9 protein-coding genes are annotated in these 18294 nt (G+C 51.1%); all 9 read right to left on the bottom strand.

Translation table 11 applies throughout. The annotated features are described in order from the left end of the window. Positions 1-72 precede the first annotated feature (72 nt). A complete protein-coding gene (locus tag NH461_RS08475) occupies positions 73-2151 on the bottom strand; it encodes a DUF3466 family protein (protein ID WP_261602788.1) in 2079 nt (692 codons plus the stop codon). Further along, complete coding sequence (locus NH461_RS08480; RefSeq protein WP_261602789.1) at positions 2151-4073, bottom strand: ABC transporter ATP-binding protein; 1923 nt, start codon at positions 4071-4073, stop codon at positions 2151-2153. Before NH461_RS08480 ends, NH461_RS08475 begins: the two co-directional genes overlap by 1 nt. Further along, positions 4060-4311 carry a glutaredoxin family protein gene (locus NH461_RS08485; RefSeq protein WP_261602790.1) on the bottom strand — a complete coding sequence of 84 codons (252 nt, stop codon included), beginning with the start codon at positions 4309-4311 and terminating at the stop codon, positions 4060-4062. Before NH461_RS08485 ends, NH461_RS08480 begins: the two co-directional genes overlap by 14 nt. After that, complete coding sequence (gene rlmKL / locus NH461_RS08490) at positions 4312-6450, bottom strand: bifunctional 23S rRNA (guanine(2069)-N(7))-methyltransferase RlmK/23S rRNA (guanine(2445)-N(2))-methyltransferase RlmL (protein WP_261602791.1); 2139 nt, start codon at positions 6448-6450, stop codon at positions 4312-4314. A 1123-nt stretch (positions 6451-7573) separates the two neighbouring features. Then, a complete protein-coding gene (locus NH461_RS08495) occupies positions 7574-8113 on the bottom strand; it encodes a cell division protein ZapC (RefSeq protein WP_261599943.1) in 540 nt (179 codons plus the stop codon). A gap of 240 nt (positions 8114-8353) precedes the next feature. Further along, on the bottom strand, positions 8354-9364 hold the full coding sequence (gene pyrD, locus NH461_RS08500) for a quinone-dependent dihydroorotate dehydrogenase (RefSeq protein ID WP_261599944.1): 1011 nt from the start codon (positions 9362-9364) through the stop codon (positions 8354-8356). A gap of 338 nt (positions 9365-9702) precedes the next feature. Continuing rightward, positions 9703-14532, bottom strand: a complete 4830-nt coding sequence (locus NH461_RS08505) for an NAD-glutamate dehydrogenase (RefSeq protein WP_261599945.1) — start codon at positions 14530-14532, stop codon at positions 9703-9705. Positions 14533-14992: 460 nt separating this feature from the next. Then, complete coding sequence (locus tag NH461_RS08510; RefSeq protein ID WP_261602868.1) at positions 14993-15214, bottom strand: DUF2835 domain-containing protein; 222 nt, start codon at positions 15212-15214, stop codon at positions 14993-14995. A gap of 91 nt (positions 15215-15305) precedes the next feature. Next, entirely contained in the window at positions 15306-17930 is a 2625-nt protein-coding gene (gene pepN, locus NH461_RS08515) for an aminopeptidase N (protein ID WP_261599946.1), read from the bottom strand. Positions 17931-18294 lie beyond the last annotated feature (364 nt).

The raw sequence follows: 18294 nt of genomic DNA on the forward strand, positions 1-18294 counted from the left end.
GATCAACCCCTGAAACAAGACAGGCTCACAAAGTGTGAGCCTGTATGAAAAATGAGCTTTTTTGACAAAAAACTATTTTTTCCGTCGGAACCCAATCAAGCCGAGCAGCGTCAGGGCCAACATACCCAATGACGCGCCACTGCGTTCCACTGTCGTTGCCTGCGCCGGACGCTGTTCAATTTCACCGCCAACAACAGGGACCAACTTCACGGCGACCACACGTTCGTCCGTACTACACTGTGCTTCTTTGGTTTGATCCTGATAACCGCCGTCACACTTAAATGCAGTGGCAGAGATCACCCCGGCGTCATTAATATCAGTGGCCTGCGCAATCCGGTACACATTGTTCGCATCACCGACATTCCCGCCATAGGTTAGATCATCAAGCATCCAGGCCGTGTTACCCTGTAATGGTGAACCTTCCACATCGCTACCCGCCAAATAGGTAAAGCCACGTTGACGACGTTGACGACCATTGGCCTGGTTCACGCTTTCAGAGTCAACCCAACCTACCATCTGATCCTTGTTATTGATCGCGGCCGGGAAGCCGTTCACACCGGTAAAGAAAATTGATGGGTTAATCGTAGAAGTCAGCTGAGTCAGACTGCCATTGGTATGGTCATAGACAAACATGGTTTCCGCGAATGAGCGGTTTTCAGAGTTCACACTCTTGCTCAGGCCAATCACCTTGTTATTAGCATTAATATCGGTCGCAGCAGAGAACAACAGCTTGCGCTCATTGCCTTGCTCGATATCCAATCCCGGGATAATCGTGCGATCCCACTGACCTTCACCCTTTGTCGGATCGAAGTCTGCCTTCGGCGTATAGATGGCAGCGCGGATCGCGTAATAATCCCCATTCACCGTATTTACAGCATTGTTGTTGATGGAGTCAGTTGAGAAGCCAGCCACCACCGGTTTGCCGTCAATCAACGCCACAGCACGAGCTGAAGCCTGGAAAGAGCGCTCTTGCGAACCATCCGGGTCCTGCGCCGGGTAGCTGTTGTTACTCCCGTCTACCCGCTGTGCCAACGGCACGGCGTTGCCGGATACAGCGCCGGCATTATCAACCGTCCAGAACACCGCATCATTGGCAAACACCGAGAACTGGCACTCCCGCGTATTGTACAGGGTATTCAGGTTATTCGTGGCGTAATCGCCACACTGAGAAAACAGGGAGCCATTCAGGTTCAGACGATCGTCGCCGTTACTGTCTGAAGGCAACTTGTCCGTGTCAGCTAGCTTGCTGGTGCTAAATGCGGCGCTGCCGACCACCAACAGCTGGCCGTTATACTCCACGGCATCCCAGGCCAGCGTCTGGCCCATCTGCGCCACCAGCCCTTCCGAGCTGTTCACCGGATTCAAACCTTCGCTCGCCCCAGCCGCATTTACAAACCCACGTTTGTTAAACTGGCGGGCGTAACGGTTGTTGCTCTCAAAGAAAGCGGAGCTGGTGATGCCCAGCTGATACGGATTCCCGGAAAACTCACCGATACGGTTCACCACGGCGTTGGTGGTGCTGTGTGAACCCACCAGCGTTCCCAGCTCGGCAACCGCAGCGGTGTCGTATTTCGACGCATCACCAGCAAAGGTTGTAATTTGAGACAACGCCCCAGCGGTGGTTTCTACCAGTGGGTAAGCATTACTGTAGTAGTTGTCGCTCCAGGCAACCTGTTCGCGATGCAGGCCTCCGAAACCACTGCCATCGTGGGGTTGGTTTTCATTACTGAACAAGCCGTAATAATTATCACGGGCCCATTCGTCACAGGTATTGAAGCCCAGATTATTGTTACAGTACGAACGCAGCGAAAACTTATCATTAATTTCCTGATAATTATCACTCAGGAAAGCCACTTCATGGCGATAGTCAACCCCGTCGGTCCCGAACCGACTTTCACCGAATACTGAATAAGTCCCGGCATCACAAGCCGTCGCAAAGCAGTTTTCCGTCCCGGTGCTCGGGGAAACCCCCTGAGCATAGAATTCAACACGTGACTGTAAATCCGACGTGTTCTTATCGTAATACTGCGCAGAGCCGACACCACTGCTGGCCCCATCAACTTCAACAACCTGATACACCGCCGCTTGCGCCTGCGTGGCACTGGCAATCAGTGCAGCGAGTGTCGATAACTTTAACGTCTTATGTTGCATTAGGATTCCTTCTGCATTGCTTCCAGCTCTTCCCACCGCTCAAATGCCTGCTCAAATTCAGCTTCAGCCTCAGCAAGGCGGTTCAGCGTCGCTTGGGTATCATTTTTCACATCTTGGAAGAAGGCAGGATCGTTAATCAGTTCCTGCAGCTGGGCAATTTCGTTTTCCAACTCTTCAATTCGCTGCGGCAGGTCTTCCAATTCCTTCTGAAGCTTGTAAGACAACTTCTTCCCGGAACGGGCACGGCTCGCCTGCTGCTTGTTCTCTTCTTTTTTCTTGGCTGCTTCGATTTGCGCGGCCTGCTCTTTAGCAAGCTGCGACAATGAATTGGCCCGCTGCTCCATGGCATCGTGGTAACCGCCGACATACTCGTCAATCACCCCGTTTCCTTCAAACAACCAGCTTGTTGTCGCCGTGTTATCAACAAATTGACGGTCGTGACTGACCAAAAGCAGCGTCCCCTGATAATTGGCAAGAATTTCTTCCAAAAGTTCCAAGGTTTCGATATCCAAATCATTGGTTGGCTCATCGAGTACCAACAAGTTGTTTGGTTTCAGGAACAGTTTGGCCAGCAGGAGTCGGTTTTTCTCGCCCCCGGACAGGGCTTTCACCGGCGTACGGGCACGGCGCGGATGGAACAGGAAATCCTGCAAATAACCCAACGCATGGCGGGTCCGGCCATTCACCGTCACTTCTTGCTTCCCGTCTGCCAGGTTATCCATCACCGTTTTTTCCGGATCCAGAATTTCACGGTACTGATCGAAGTACGCGACTTCGAGTTTGGTCCCGCAATGTAAGTGACCCTGTGACGCCTCCAGCTGCCCCAACAACAGTTTCAACAAAGTACTCTTGCCGCAGCCATTCGGGCCAATCAGCGCAATCCGATCGCCACGCATGATGTTAAAGCTGAAGTCTTTCACAATCGGCTTGTCGCCATAGCTGTAGGACAGATGTTCGGCTTCAAAAACAATTTTGCCCGAGCGCTTGGCTTCCTGAAGCTGCATATCCGCCTTGCCAACCACTTCCCGTCGTTCGCTGCGTTCGCGACGAAGCTGCTTCAGGGCTCTGACCCGACCTTCGTTACGGGTTCGGCGTGCTTTGATCCCCTGACGGATCCACACCTCTTCCTGAGCCAGTTTCTTATCAAATTCCGCATTCTGCTCCGCTTCAACGCGTAACAGCTCTTCTTTATCTTCCAGGTACTTTTCATAGTCACCCGGGAAAGAAACCAGCTGACCGCGATCCAGGTCAACAATACGGGTTGCCATCGACTGAATAAAGGCCCGGTCGTGAGAAATGAAGACTATAGAGCCACGGAACTCTTTCAGGAAACCTTCCAGCCATTCAATGGTGGCGACATCCAGGTGGTTGGTCGGCTCATCGAGCAACAGAATATCCGGATCGCACACCAGTGCTCGGGCCAGTGCGGCTTTACGCTGCCAGCCACCGGACAAGTCTTTGAGCTGAGTATTCGGCTCCAGTTGCAGATGCTCAAGCACCGCCGTGATTTTGTTGTCAAACTGCCAGGCATCGGCGTGATCGATTTTCTCCTGCGCTTTCGCCATTCGGGCAAAGTTCGACTCGCTCGGATCATGGCTGACCAGATCCAGCAGATGGTGATACTCACGCAGTACCTGACCCACTTCTGCCAGCCCTTCGGCCACAAAATCAAACACGCTGCCTTCGGCGTCACGCGGCGGATCCTGCTCTAAGCGCGATACACGCAGTTCAGACTGACGCTGGATCGTCCCGTCGTCCAACAGGACATCGCCGGCAATGATCTTCATCAGGGTCGACTTGCCGGCGCCGTTGCGACCGACCAGACAGACACGTTCATTCGGTTGAAGCAGAAATTCGGCGCGATCAAGCAGTGCATGATCGCCATACGCCAACTGCGCGTTACTGATTTTAATTAATGCCATTACTTTCTAACCATGCTGCAAGCTCAGCGGCATCAAACGGCCAGCCAAGTTCAGAAATTGAATCGTCGTGAAGTTGAACAGAGAGCACCGGAATGGTGACGCCGTAACGGGAAAAGAGCACATCATCGAAAGCGATATCCACCACTTGCACGCGCTCTTTCATCCCGGCATCCAGGAGCAGGCCATAGGCCTGCTCACAGAGATGACATCCTTCCGTGCTATATAACGTGATAAGCACTTAGTCTTCCTTGTGTGTGATAATCCAACAGTTGTGGATCTGCTTGTTGCGGGCAAAGTCCAGCGGCAACGTTTTATCAGAGATATTTTTAGCCGTCAGGCCCAGCTCTGCCAGTTTGTCGAAGTCCATTTTGAAGTGGCGCTTGTTGTTGGAGAATACAATCTGGCCACCCGGACGCAGCATCCGCTTGAGGTTTTCCATCAGCATGATGTGATCACGCTGGACATCAAAGCTCTGCGTCATACGCTTCGAGTTCGAGAACGTCGGCGGATCGATAAAGATCAGGTCAAAGCTTTCATCGACTTCCTGCAACCACTGCAAGCAATCCGCCTGGATAAACTGATGCTGGCGGCCAACCTGACCGTTCAGCGCCATGTTATCCTGCGCCCAACGCAGGTAAGTATTAGACATATCGACGGTTGTGGTCGACTTCGCACCACCACAAGCGGCATGCACCGAGGCCGAGCCCGTGTAAGCAAACAGATTCAAGAAGTCTTTCCCCTTGGCCATCTCACCCAATTTACGACGGGTGATCCGGTGATCCAGGAACAAGCCGGTATCCAGATAATCATACAGATTCACTTTCAGCTGCACGCCATATTCGTTCACATTCATGTGACGCTCAGCGCTGGACAGCTTCTGGTACTGGCTCTTCCCTTTCTGGCGCTCACGAACCTTCAGAATGACTTTGTCATTTTCCACACCCGTGACCTGAATCGTCGCACGAAGGATATCCATCAGACGGCGACGTGCCATTTCTTCCGGAACCGACTTCGGCGCGGCGTATTCCTGAATCACCAGAAAATCCTGATATTTGTCGATAGCCGCATTGTAGTTCGGCAGATCGGCATCATACAGGCGGTAACACTCGACGCCTTCTTTCTTCGCCCACTTGCTCAGCTTGGCAATATTCTTCTTCAGGCGGTTGGCGAAATCCGGCGCGACTTCGGTCTCTTCCAGTTTGCCTTCTGCTTCCCCTTCAACCTGCTGAACGCCGCCACCGGTGATCAGGTAAGTTTTCAGGACACAATCCAGGGCGCCGTTCCGCAGCTTGAATTGTTTGTCGGCACGCATCCGCAGGCAGCTCAACAACTCATTCGACGCCGAATAAATAGCCGCGCTTGAACCGGTAAACGCCAGTTTCAAACGCTTACCAAATTCTGTATACAGGCTGATCAGCTCCGGCGTTGTTCCCAGACGCTCACCATAAGGCGGGTTACACAGGATCACGCCATTTTCAAAACCAGTCGGACACATCAGCTGCGTCGCATCACCATAATCGAAGTCAATCAGCTCACTGACGCCGGCACGGGCGGCGTTCGCACGGGCAATACTCAATACTCGACGGTCCTGCTCACGGCCAAAGAACTTGGTTTCGACCTTCGCCGGGCCACGACGGGCTTTGACATTCGCTTCGGCGTGAATTTCCAGCCAGGTTTCACGGTCGAAATCTTTGATCGACTCAAATCCCCAACGTTTACGCTTGATACCCGGCGCAATATCCGCCGCGATCATTGCCGCTTCAATCAGCAAAGTACCGGAACCACACATCGGATCGAGCAGCGGTTTCTCCGATGTCCAGCCACTTTTCATCACCAGCGCAGCAGCATGGGTTTCACGCAGTGGCGCTTTACCTGCATCGGTACGGTAACCCCGTTGATGCAGGCCACTCCCGGCCATATCCAGACCCAACACCCCTTTTTCACCAGACAGGCGCATATGGATGCGAAGATCCGGGTTCTGACGGTCAATGTTCGGGCGTGGCATATCCGCTTTGGTAAAGCGGTCCACAATGGCATCTTTAACTTTTAATGCGCCGTACTGACTGTTACGGATTTCACGGTTGGTCCCGTTGAAATCGACAATAATGCGGGTATTGCTGCTGAAGTAATTCGGCCAGTTGATTGCCGTCGCACCCAGGTAGAGATCCATATCGTCACGAACGTCAAATTCGCCCAGCACCTGGATGATACGGGAAGCGACACGCGTCCAGAGACAACAACGATACGCTTCTGCCTGCGCAGCCTTAAAACGGACGCCGGCATGGACAACCTGGATCTGCTGTGCGCCAAGTTGTTCTAATTCTTCTGCAAGGAGGTTCTCAAGACCTCGGGAAGTGATAGCTAGATATTGATTCATGGGGTTCTTTTCACATATATGTTGCCGGGAATTATAACCGAAATCAGACCAAATACCTTGCGCTAAACCGCCCCGAACTGACTGTTTAACTAAAAAAGCGCCAACCCTTTCAACACACCATGTTTTTGAAGCGCCTCAGGTTCGCCCAACGGGAAACAATCCCGCATCGTTTAACGCGTTTCCTGATAAACACAATCTGAATTACCTGCAGTCCAGCATTGTTGATGTGAGTACACACTGCTGCATTTGTCAGCTGTTCCCATTCATCAACAATTGCCCCGCAACATTATCCACACACAGAAACAGTATCTTATACAATTGATTTTAAAAGAAAATAGTTAATCCACTCATCTCATCAAGTTGTTAACACTCAAGTTATGCGTGATTACTTACCAACCCAAGCGCCTTCTGGGCACGAATATAAAACCAATTCTTTCCTACCTGGAAACTATTTCCTGACGGGAAAATATGGCACCTGTTATTCGATTTCAGGATTGGGGAAATTGGGGAAGATCTTCATAAATACTTTAAAAATCAGCGCTAAAATAGTGGTACTTTTTTGCTCAATTTTGACAAAAAGAGGCAAAAAAAAAGTGCTAATTTTTTGGAAATTTCGAATTAAAGTCACTTAATTTGTTCAAAAATAAACCTTATTTTCGTTACAAATAAATGCCCTTATAAAAGTAGTGGATGTTTATTGCGCGGTTTAATTTCAGTGACTTCCCGATCTCAAACGTCGGAGACTCTCCTCTCCAGCGCTCAACAATAAAGCGCTTAATCATCGTCATGAGCTGGTCGGGGAAAGGAGCACGTCAGTGATGTTTGTTAAACGTATCCAGGAGACATTTGAAGGCACGTTTGCCCAATGGGGCATATCGTCAATTGGCCACACGACAGAAATCCATCCTACCGGCTCAGGCATTCATGGAAAGAGGACAGGGAGCGGTAGCGGCGATTCATCGCAGAGGTAGCGTCTGACAGCGTATTTGAGAGCAACTTAATGGGGACTGAGAGTGGACGTATCGCAGGGGACAGATGTTTTTAAATTGGAGGTAATGGCACCGGCCCAAGGCGGGCCTCGTTCAGCAGGAGAGATTTACCGGATGGGAATCATCCCCTGCTGTTAGCCAACAAGCGCAAAATTGACATGTTTTTCAATTATATAGGCTTGCATACGATCGTTCATCACCTTGATAGTGTCGCAAAATGCCATCTCTTTAGTACTGGTCAGTGACAGCGGCGACTCTTCCGCCAGCATACAGAGGCTGGCACAACCACTATTTTCGATCACCAGGTATTTTGCTGTTCCGAACTCGGTTTCCAGCGTCACGATATCCGCTTCTTGCGGTTCGCACGTCTCTCCCTGAGTGTGGAAAAACCAGCTTTTCGGCATCATGGGCTTGTGAAAACGACTAGCGGCCACCGCATTGAGGGCCAGTTCGGCTTTGCGGGGCTCGGAAAGCTCCAGATCCGCAATACTCTCCACAAAAGTCTGATACACACTGGCATCATCAACGGTAAAGTCTGTCCGTTCATAGGCAGCGGTGATCAGGTGCTTCGTCGGAATAGAGACCCGAAAAATCATTTCATCGCCCAAATCTAACATCAGGGAATCATGCCTTGAGTCAAAATACCATGTCCATGAGTTGTTAGGCTTCAGCATGTAACTACTCCAAAATCAGTTCTTTATACTGCTTATCCAACGACATAGAAAAAACTTTAGGAGAATTTTACTGTGCCGATATCAAAATAAAAGGGGAAATAAACTGCTGATCTTGATGAGATTCTGCTGAAAGTTTGACAAAAATCAGGCTTATTCGGATCTTGGGATAGTTACAGACAAAAATAAAGCCCCTCAATGATCATTGCAGGGGCTCTTCGAAATACGCTATCGAAACAATGGTTAAATATTGGTCACGATATCTTTCACCAGCTTCGGACCGTGATAGATGAAGCCGGAATAGACCTGCACCAGCTGCGCACCGGCCATCATCTTCTCTCTTGCCGCAACAGCAGAGTCGATACCGCCGACACCAATGATTGGTAGCGCGCCATCCAGCTCTTCAGCAAGACGACGAATCACTTCGGTACTGCGATTCTGTAGCGGACGTCCACTCAGCCCCCCTGCCTCATCACAATGCGGCATGTCTTTGACTAATGCACGATCTAGCGTGGTGTTGGTCGCAATAACGCCATCGATATCATTCTTGATCAGTGACTGGGCAATCTGGCTGATCTCATGATCTTCAAGATCCGGCGCGATCTTCAGCGCCAGCGGGACATACTTACCATGCTTCTCGGCCAGCGCTTTCTGTTTTTGCTTCAGTTGAGACAGGAGATCATCCAAGGCTTCACCGTACTGCAAGGAACGCAGCCCCGGCGTGTTCGGCGAGGAAATGTTTACCGTGATGTACCCTGCATAAGGATAAACTTTATCCATACAGATCAGGTAATCTTCTGCACCTTTCTCTACCGGCGTATCTTTATTTTTACCGATGTTGATCCCGATGACACCGTCATACTTGGCTTTTTTGACGTTCTCTACCAGTTGATCAACCCCGAGGTTATTGAAACCAAAACGGTTGATAATCCCTTCTGCCGGAATCACCCGGAACAAACGTGGCTTGTCATTACCAGGCTGCGGACGCGGAGTGACGGTGCCCACTTCGACAAAGCCAAATCCCATGGCGCCGAAGGCATCAATACATTCACCGTTCTTATCCAGACCTGCAGCAAGGCCAACTGGGTTTTTAAATTTGATTCCCATGACTTCGACGGGACGATCAGGAACGTGTTGTCGGTAGAGAAGATCGAGAGGAGTGCCAGTAAAGCGAGAAAGATTTTTGATTGCCAGATCATGTGCTTTTTCAGCGTCAAGCTGAAAGATTGCGGATCGAGCGAGGCGGTAAAACATTGTACCTCCTAATAAAAGCCCCGTATAAACGGGATGACATTATTCACAGAAATATCGCTAAATACAACGACTATTTTCGATTTTCTTCATCAAAAACAGCCCTTTTCTTCAATTACGCACCGTGATTGCATAAAAGTAACAGTTTTCAGGCAAACGATTACGCTATGGTAACAGGAAGATCACGCCGTCACGCTTCAGGTTCCCTCCCTTCGTTATACAATCGCCAAGCATGACAGCAAGATATAGCTTCCCTCCAAATCATAGCCATAAAAAAACCGCTATGCCGGAGCATAGCGGTTTCATTCAGTTCAGCGTCAATGTCGCTGTGCCTGGGGGCCTTACACGGCCGGACGGCAGTTCAGGTTCAGCAACATCAGCTCACGCAGGGCAACCGAGAACTTGGCGAACTCATGGGTGGTGCCCACTTTGAATTCAGCCAGCACGGTGTTCCAGCGCTGAATTGCAACCTTATGCTCAGCTTTCCAGTCTTTAATCAAGACTTCAGCTTCCTTCCCTTCCGGACATGCCGTGATCACTGCAGAAGTCAGCTGGCGTTGCTGCCAATCCAGATCTTCGCGGAACGAAGCGCGTGCCAGGGCCTGCCAGTGGTTCTCAACCGGCTGATTATGAACTTGCTGCAAGAACCAGTGTAGAGACAGGTCCGCACCCACCACAAAGTACACGCGGGAGATAAAGTTGATGTCTTTATCCAGCTCTTTGGTGATCTGGGCGATATCCAGCGCAGAGTACAGACTGCTCAGGCGGGCAATACCGTGTGCCAGCGCTTCAGGTACACCCTGTTCAATCATAACATTCGCTTGATCATCATGCTCTTTCACTTCTTCAGTGACAAGGTAACTTTCCAAATTATCCTGTAGTTTCTGGACAACTGGCTGGTAAAACGCAATTTGCTGTTCGATACCCAACTGGCGGTCACGGTTACGCAACATCCAGCGTGTGACGCGGCGCAGCATACGACGACAACGATACAGCATGTCGTATTGCACCTGGGCAGCAACCTCGTTATCCAGTTCACGGATCTGGTCGAAGAACTTGTCAAAGCCGTAAATCTCACGACCGACAGCATAAGCAGAAGCGATTTCGGAGACCGATGCCCCTGTCTCTTCCTGCAGGCGCGTCACAAAGTTACAACCCATCTCGTTAGACATTTGATTTGCCAGCGAGGTCGCAATCAGCTCCTGACGCAGCGGGTGCAGATCCATCTTATCGCTGTACTTCTCTTGCAGCTCTTTCGGGAAGTAAGCCGGCAACAGACGGGCATGGTAAGGATCGTTGGCGATCTCGTCAGTCACCATCTCCTCTTTCAGAACCATCTTGCCGTAGGCGACCAGAACCGCCAGCTCCGGACGTGTCAGGCCCATGCCTGATTTTTCACGCTCAGCCAGGGTATCGTCATCCGGCAGGTATTCCAGGTTCCGATCCAGCTTGCCTTCTTTTTCCAGGTGATGAATAAAGCGAATCTGCTCTTTCAGCAACTGAACTTGCTGCTGCTGCGTGACAGAAATTGACTCACTCTGGCAATAGGCATCATCCAGAACAATCTCGCCGACTTCATCTTCCATTCGCACAAGCAGTTCGTTGCGCTGCTTGTAAGTCAGGTCACCGCTGGCGACCAGACCATTCAGCAGGATCTTGATGTTGACTTCGTTATCTGAACAGTCAACACCACCCACATTATCCACAAAGTCGGTATTAACCAGACCACCGGTCTTCGCAAATTCAACACGGCCCAGCTGGGTCATCCCCAGGTTGCCGCCTTCACCGACGACCTTAGCACGCAACTCACCGCCGTTGATCCGCAGCACATCATTCGCACGGTCGCCTACATCCGCATTGGTTTCACTGGCCGCTTTGACGTAAGTCCCGATCCCACCGTTCCACAGCAGATCCACTTCCATTTTCAGGATCATCTGGATCAACTCGTTCGGCGGTACGCTCTGCTTACGGGTACCCAACAGTTTCTGGATTTGCGGTGTCAGCTTGATCGACTTGCTGCGACGGGAGAAGATACCGCCCCCTTCCGAGATCAGGCTCATGTCGTAATCTTCCCAGCTTGAACGCGGCAGGTTGAACAGACGGTTCCGCTCTTCCCAACTGCTCGCTGAATCCGGATTCGGATCCAGGAAGATATGCATATGGTTGAATGCTGCGACCAGGCGAATGTGTTTCGACAGCAGCATCCCGTTACCGAAGACGTCCCCAGCCATGTCACCGATCCCCGCACAGGTGAAATCAGTAGTCTGGCAGTTGATGCCCAGCTCACGGAAGTGACGCTTCACTGATTCCCAACCACCGCGGGCCGTGATCCCCATTTTCTTATGGTCATAACCGTTCGAACCACCGGATGCGAATGCATCGCCCAGCCAGAAGTTATAATCATCAGACACTGAGTTAGCCAGATCCGAGAACGTTGCCGTCCCTTTATCTGCCGCAACAACCAGATATGGGTCGTCGTCATCATGGCGGACCACGTCGGCTGGTGGCAGTAGGTCACCATCAACGATATTGTCGGTTACATCCAGCAGCGCACGAATAAAGCGCTTGTAACAACGTTGTCCTTCCGCCCAGATTTCTTCACGCGTCGTCAGCTGTGGCTGACGTTTACACACGAAACCACCCTTCGCGCCGACCGGCACAATCACCGTGTTCTTCACCTGTTGCGCTTTCACCAGACCCAGAATCTCAGTCCGGAAATCTTCCTGACGGTCAGACCAACGCAGACCACCCCGGGCAACTTTACCGCCGCGCAGGTGCACGCCCTCAATGTCCGGTGCGTACACGAAGATCTCGAAGAATGGGACCGGTGCCGGGATTTCCGGGATCTCAGACGGACGCAGTTTCAATGACAGCCATGGTTTCGGCTTGCCTTGCTCATCTTTCTGATAGTAGTTGGTGCGCTGGGTCGCCAGGATCATTTCCATGTAGCGGCGAATGATCCGGTCGTCATCCAGGCTTTCTACTTTATCCAGTTTCTTGTTCAGCTTCGCAATCAGATCCTGCTCAGCTTTTTCCGTGTATTTCTTCTTCGGATTGAAACGCAGCGCAAACAGGGACACCAGATCACGCGCCAGATCGCTGTGATTTGACAGCGTCTCTTCAATGTAGTGCTGACTGAACGGGAATCCGACCTGACGCATATAACGGGCGTAGCTTCGAACGATCGTGACTTGGCGACCAGTTAAACCGGCACACAGCACGAGGCGGTTAAAACCATCGCTTTCAATATCGTTATGCCAGATGGCTGAGAACGCTTCCTGGAAACGATCGCGCGCTTCCGTCAGATCGATTTCGTCACAGGCATTGAGCAACATCGCGAAGTCAAGGATCCAGTAGACTGTGCCGTTGGCAGTCACGATCTCGTACGGCGACTCCCCAATCACGCGCAGGCCGAGGTTTTCCAACATTGGCATCACATCCGACAGATGGATTGGCTCATCGCGGTGGAAAAGCTTGAGCTTCACAAAGTTGGAGTTCACGCTTTTTTCCTGAGGACGGTAGAACAGCATCCCCAGTTTGTTGTCTTCGCTCAGGCTTTCCAGTTGCTCGATGTCGGCAACCGCAGAGCCCGGCAGCATTTGTTCTTTATACGAGCGAGGGAATGCGCGCGCATAGTTCTTCGCCAGTGGCGTGCCTTTGTTTTCACCAAAGTTGGCAACTAACGAGGCGCTCAGGCGATCTTCCCAAGCGGCAGCAGCTTCAACCAGGTTGTGTTCGATGGCTTTGACGTCCACATCAAAGTTATTGTTATCTACGCGCACGATGTAATGAGTTCTCGCTAGCGGACTTTCAGAGAAGAAAGTCGTAAATTCGACATCTTGATCCGAACCGAAATACTCTTTTAGGATCATCTGAGTTTTACGGCGCAATTCAGTGTTGTAGCGCTCTTTGGTGACATACACCATGCAGGAGAAGAAGCGGCCGAATGGGTCGCGGCGCACAAACAGGCGCAGCAGATCACGGTCTTGCATGCGGACCACACCGCAGCCGACATCCAGCATTTCTTTCTCGTTGGCCTGGATCAGCTCATCGCGCGGATAGGTTTCCAGCAGGTTGTTCAGGGCTTTCCAGGAATGAGAACCTTCAGAATAGCCACTGGCTTTGAGGATCCGCGAGACCTTGTTGCTGATCAGCGGGATATTCATTGCCGTCTGGTGATAGGCCGTGGATGCGTACAAACCGGTGAAGCGATGCTCGCCGACCACATTGCCGTTCTTGTCGAAGCGACGAATACCAATGTAATCGGTGTAAGCCGGACGATGGACCTTCGACTTGCCGTTGCTCTTCGTCAAGATCAGCAGATCAGTTTTACGGGCTTCGAGGCGGGCAGATTCCGGCAGCTCAGATAATGTCAGGGAGCGGGCTTTGCCTGATTTACTCAGCAGACCCAAACCAGTCCCTTCGCAAGGGAGCAGCTCGTAGTCCCCTTCAATCGGCAACAAATCGTACTGATGGTAACCCATGAACGTGAAGTTATGACGCGTGACCCAATCCAGGAAGGCGATCGCCTCATCACGCTGTGCATCGTCAACCGGCAAATCAGCCGCTTTCAGTTCTTTGACGATCTCCTGCATTTTACCCTGCATGGCGTGCCAGTCATTGACCACCAGATCGACATCTTGCAGCACTTGTTCTAGTTCTTCTGTCAGTGCTTTCATTTCCGCCTTATCGTTCAGGCGGTCAACTTCAATATGGAATAGGGTCTGCAGATCACCATCCTGGCCACAAGCCTCAGTGATCACGCCCTGTTCATTGCGCTTGAAGTAATACGGGCCATTGAGCATCAGGTGGCTGGTGATCCCAAGGCGGGTCAGGGTCATGCGAACCGAGTCCACCAGGAATGGGCGATCCGGGGTCACAATTTCAACCACGGTGTGGGTCGATTGCCAGCCGTAACGGCTGAGGGTCGGGTTATATACCCGAACAGAGATTTGATCCGGTTTGTTTTGCACAAGGTGATGCCAAAGGCTCAGCACAGCACCATATAAGTCAGATTCATTCCTTTGCAGCAGATCGTCGTCTGCCAATTGACCTAATAATTTTTGAGCAAAAACTTCTACTAATGACTGCTGCGGGGTCTCAATCTTGTCCTGGATTAAGCCATACACTTTTTCAAGCAGTACCGGCACTATAGGGTCAGGTGCGGTCATAGCAAATGCTCCATCGTCATATTCTATTATCGATCTAGTATAGGGTTTTTATAACAATCCCATGGGCCAATCGAGGTGTATTGGCACACGGTATCGGTATTCGTTCTGTGAGGGCTATTGTAGGGTGTTTTGTTGCGAAAGGGTTACGATAATAACTCTGGAACAGAAAGAAAAAATCGAATATGTGACTAAGGTTAAGATTTTGACTGGTCGGAACATCTGGCGGTGGTGAAAAGAGCAGCGGCGCCCCTGAATAACGCGGTTCATTGGTCTAACCAATTATTAATACTATCAATTTTTGTAGTGGTAAATGGCTGAAAAATAGATGCCCTATTCGTTTAAAAACCACCCAACGCTATCCCGGTGAACCCATTGAACACATGCAGATGTTAATAAAAGGTAAATCAAAATATCCTGAACCCATCGTTCGGTGGCAACGACTCATGTTCAGACGAATCGTTCAGGTCATTTGTTCAATCGCTTCAATTCGGTTCTGGGCATTCACCGTCACCCGAAACCGCCCTTTGACTCCCAACTGGCTCAGGAACGGCCGAAACCGGGATGCCGGCAACTGGAGCTTCAACCCGTTATCAGTCACAACCAATACGGTGCTGGCCGCGCCTGAGTAATGATCCAGATATGACTGGTAACTGATGTACATTGAAAAGGTATAGTGTCTCATCATCTCACTTTCAGCGGTCTTACTCGTCTGCTTTTGAATAAAGCAGGCCCCCGTCTCCGGAGGCCTAATCCATATATGACTGACGGCTGGCTTACTGATCCAGTGCTTTTTGCACTTTTTCGTACAGATCTTTCGCCAGGTTCTCCAACCCTGCCAGTTTTTCCAGTTCAGCACGCATCAGCGCCTGGCGCTGCGTATCATACTGACGGTACTTCAGGAAAGGTTCGATCAACCGCGATGCCACCTGCGGGTTGCTGGTGTTCAACGCCGTCAGGATTTCAGTCAGGAACTGATAGCCGGAGCCGTCTTTGGCGTGGAAGCGTACCGGGTTGTTGGCACAGAAACTGGCCACCAGGCTGCGGGTCCGGTTCGGGTTCTTCAAATCAAATGCCGGATGTTTCATGGTTGCCCGGACATTGTCCAGCGCATTCTCAGCAGGGTTTTTACCTTGCAGAATGAACCACTTATCCATGACCAGACCATCATGCGTCCACTTCTCACTGAAGTCAGCCATCTGTGCTTCGCGGCACGGCAACTGCGCGTCATTCACCGCGACCATGGCCGCCATGGTGTCCGTCATGTTGTCAGATTGCTGATACTGAGCCGTCGCCAGCTGGTCGCCAAGCTCGGTGTTCGCCAGGAAGGCCAGGCAACGATTGCGCAGCGCACGTTTTGCCATCGCATCGTGGTCAATCGTATAAGCTGGTTGCGCCAGTGAATGATAAATGGCCGAGAACTCATCAACCATTTCGGTGGCCAGCACTTTTTCCAGCTCACTGACGACGTGGTGAATCGCGTCCACATCGACAGTGTTATACCAACCGGCAATTTCATTCTCGCTTGGCAGCGTCAGCACTTCTGCAATAAACGCAGGATCCAGGGTCTCATCCAACAGGACACCACGGAACGCATCCACCACAGATTCAGGCAGCGCGAAGGCTTCGCCCTGTTGTACACGGCTGACGTTTTCGCGGATGTATTTCGCCAGCAGGCTCTGACCGGCATCCCAACGGGCAAAGGCATTGCGGGCATGCACCATCAGGAAGATCAGATCTTCATCACGGTAATCGTATTCCAGAATCACCGGCGCAGAAAACTCACGCAGCATGGAAATGACCGGCTCATCATCGATTTGGTCAAACTCGAACACCTGCTCAGCTTCCGTCACATCCAGCACATGGTGAATGGCTTCGCCGTTACACTGTAATGCAATTACTTCGCCCTGGCGGTTATACAGCTCGATATCGAACGGAATATGCAGCGGTAATTTCTCCTCCTGACCCGGAGTCGGTGCTGTTTGCTGTTTAATCGTGACGCGGTAACGATTTTGTGCCGCGTCATATTCAGTTGCGACACTCACCACCGGTGTCCCAGCCTGGCTGTACCAGCGACGGAAACGCTCCAGGCTGATCCCGGACGCATCTTCCATCGCCAGAACAAAATCATCACAGGTTGCAGCCGTACCGTCGTGGCGCTCAAAATACAGCTTCATTCCGGCCTGGAAGTTGGCTTCACCCAGCAAGGTGTGCATCATCCGAATCACTTCACTGCCCTTCTCGTACACGGTCATGGTGTAGAAGTTATTCATTTCAATCACTTTTTCCGGACGAATCGGGTGCGACATCGGACCGCGATCTTCAGCGAACTGCGGGCCGCGCATAATCCGGACATTGTTGATCCGGTTCACCGGACGAGATCCCAGATCCGACGAGAACTCCTGATCGCGGAACACAGTCAGGCCCTCTTTCAGGCTCAGCTGGAACCAGTCACGACAAGTCACCCGGTTCCCGGTCCAGTTGTGGAAATACTCGTGACCAATCACGGACTCAATGCCCTGGTAGTCGGTATCGGTCGCCGTGGACGGGTTCGCCAGCACATACTTGGAGTTAAAGATATTCAGTCCTTTATTCTCCATCGCCCCCATGTTGAAGAAATCAACGGCAACGATCATGTAGATATCCAGATCGTATTCCAGCCCGAAACGTTCTTCATCCCATTTCATGGAGTTGATCAGCGAGGTCATCGCGTAATCCGCCCGGTCCAGATTGCCTTTGTCGACGAAGATTTCCAGTGCGACATTGCGACCGCTCTTTGTGGTATAGCTGTCACGCAGCACATCAAAGTCACCGGCAACCAGCGCAAAAAGGTAGCTTGGTTTCGGGAACGGATCTTCCCACTGAACCCAATGACGACCATTGTCCAGCTCACCCGCATCGATCCGGTTCCCATTGCTCAGCAGGTAAGGCATGGACGCCTTGTCAGCAATCACCTTGGTTTTAAAGCGCGCCAGGACATCCGGGCGATCAAGATAGAAAGTGATGCGACGGAAGCCTTCCGCCTCACATTGGGTACAGAAGCCCTCGCCAGACTTGTACAAGCCTTCCAGCAGGGTGTTTTCCTGAGGATTCACTTCCGTTTCAATCGTCAGCGTAAACTCAGCCGGGACATTGTGAATCGTCAGACCACTTTCGGTCTCCTCATACTCAGTCCAGCTTTCGCCATTGATTTCCAGGCGTACCAGCTTGAGACAATCACCGTCGAGCACCAGCGGTGTGGCTTGCCCTGCCTGTCGCTTCACCTGGCTGACCGCGACAACATGGGTTGCCGTGTCATGGAGATCAAACTCCAGATCAATATCCGTAATGGTGTAATCGGGTGCCTGGTAATCAGCGCGGTATTTGACTGTTGGCTGTGTGGTGGTCGGTTGTTCGGCCATATTCGTTTCCTTGTTTTTTCCGCCATGGCGTTCATGCCATGAATGAGCGGCTGACACCTGTCATTATTCTGTCTTTGCGGCTGACGCTCAAGCGCAGCCTGCCGGTTTCATAGACAAAGACCCCGGGAATTTTATTTTCCGGGGCATCATCATGCCTATAATTAAAAAAGTGATCATATCTCGCCACATGCCCCGAGATACCATAGCAAATACAGGGTTAAAATAACGAAATCCAGAAGATTACTCTTTATGAAAATAATATGGTGAGTGGACTTGTTGTTTTCAAGGTTTCGGCGTAAGGTACGTCCCTATTTTTTTAGTCTATTTTGGATGCTTACGGTCAAATTAGACTCAAAACGATGTA

The sequence above is a fragment of the Photobacterium sp. TY1-4 genome, assembly GCF_025398175.1.
GTDB lineage: Bacteria > Pseudomonadota > Gammaproteobacteria > Enterobacterales > Vibrionaceae > Photobacterium.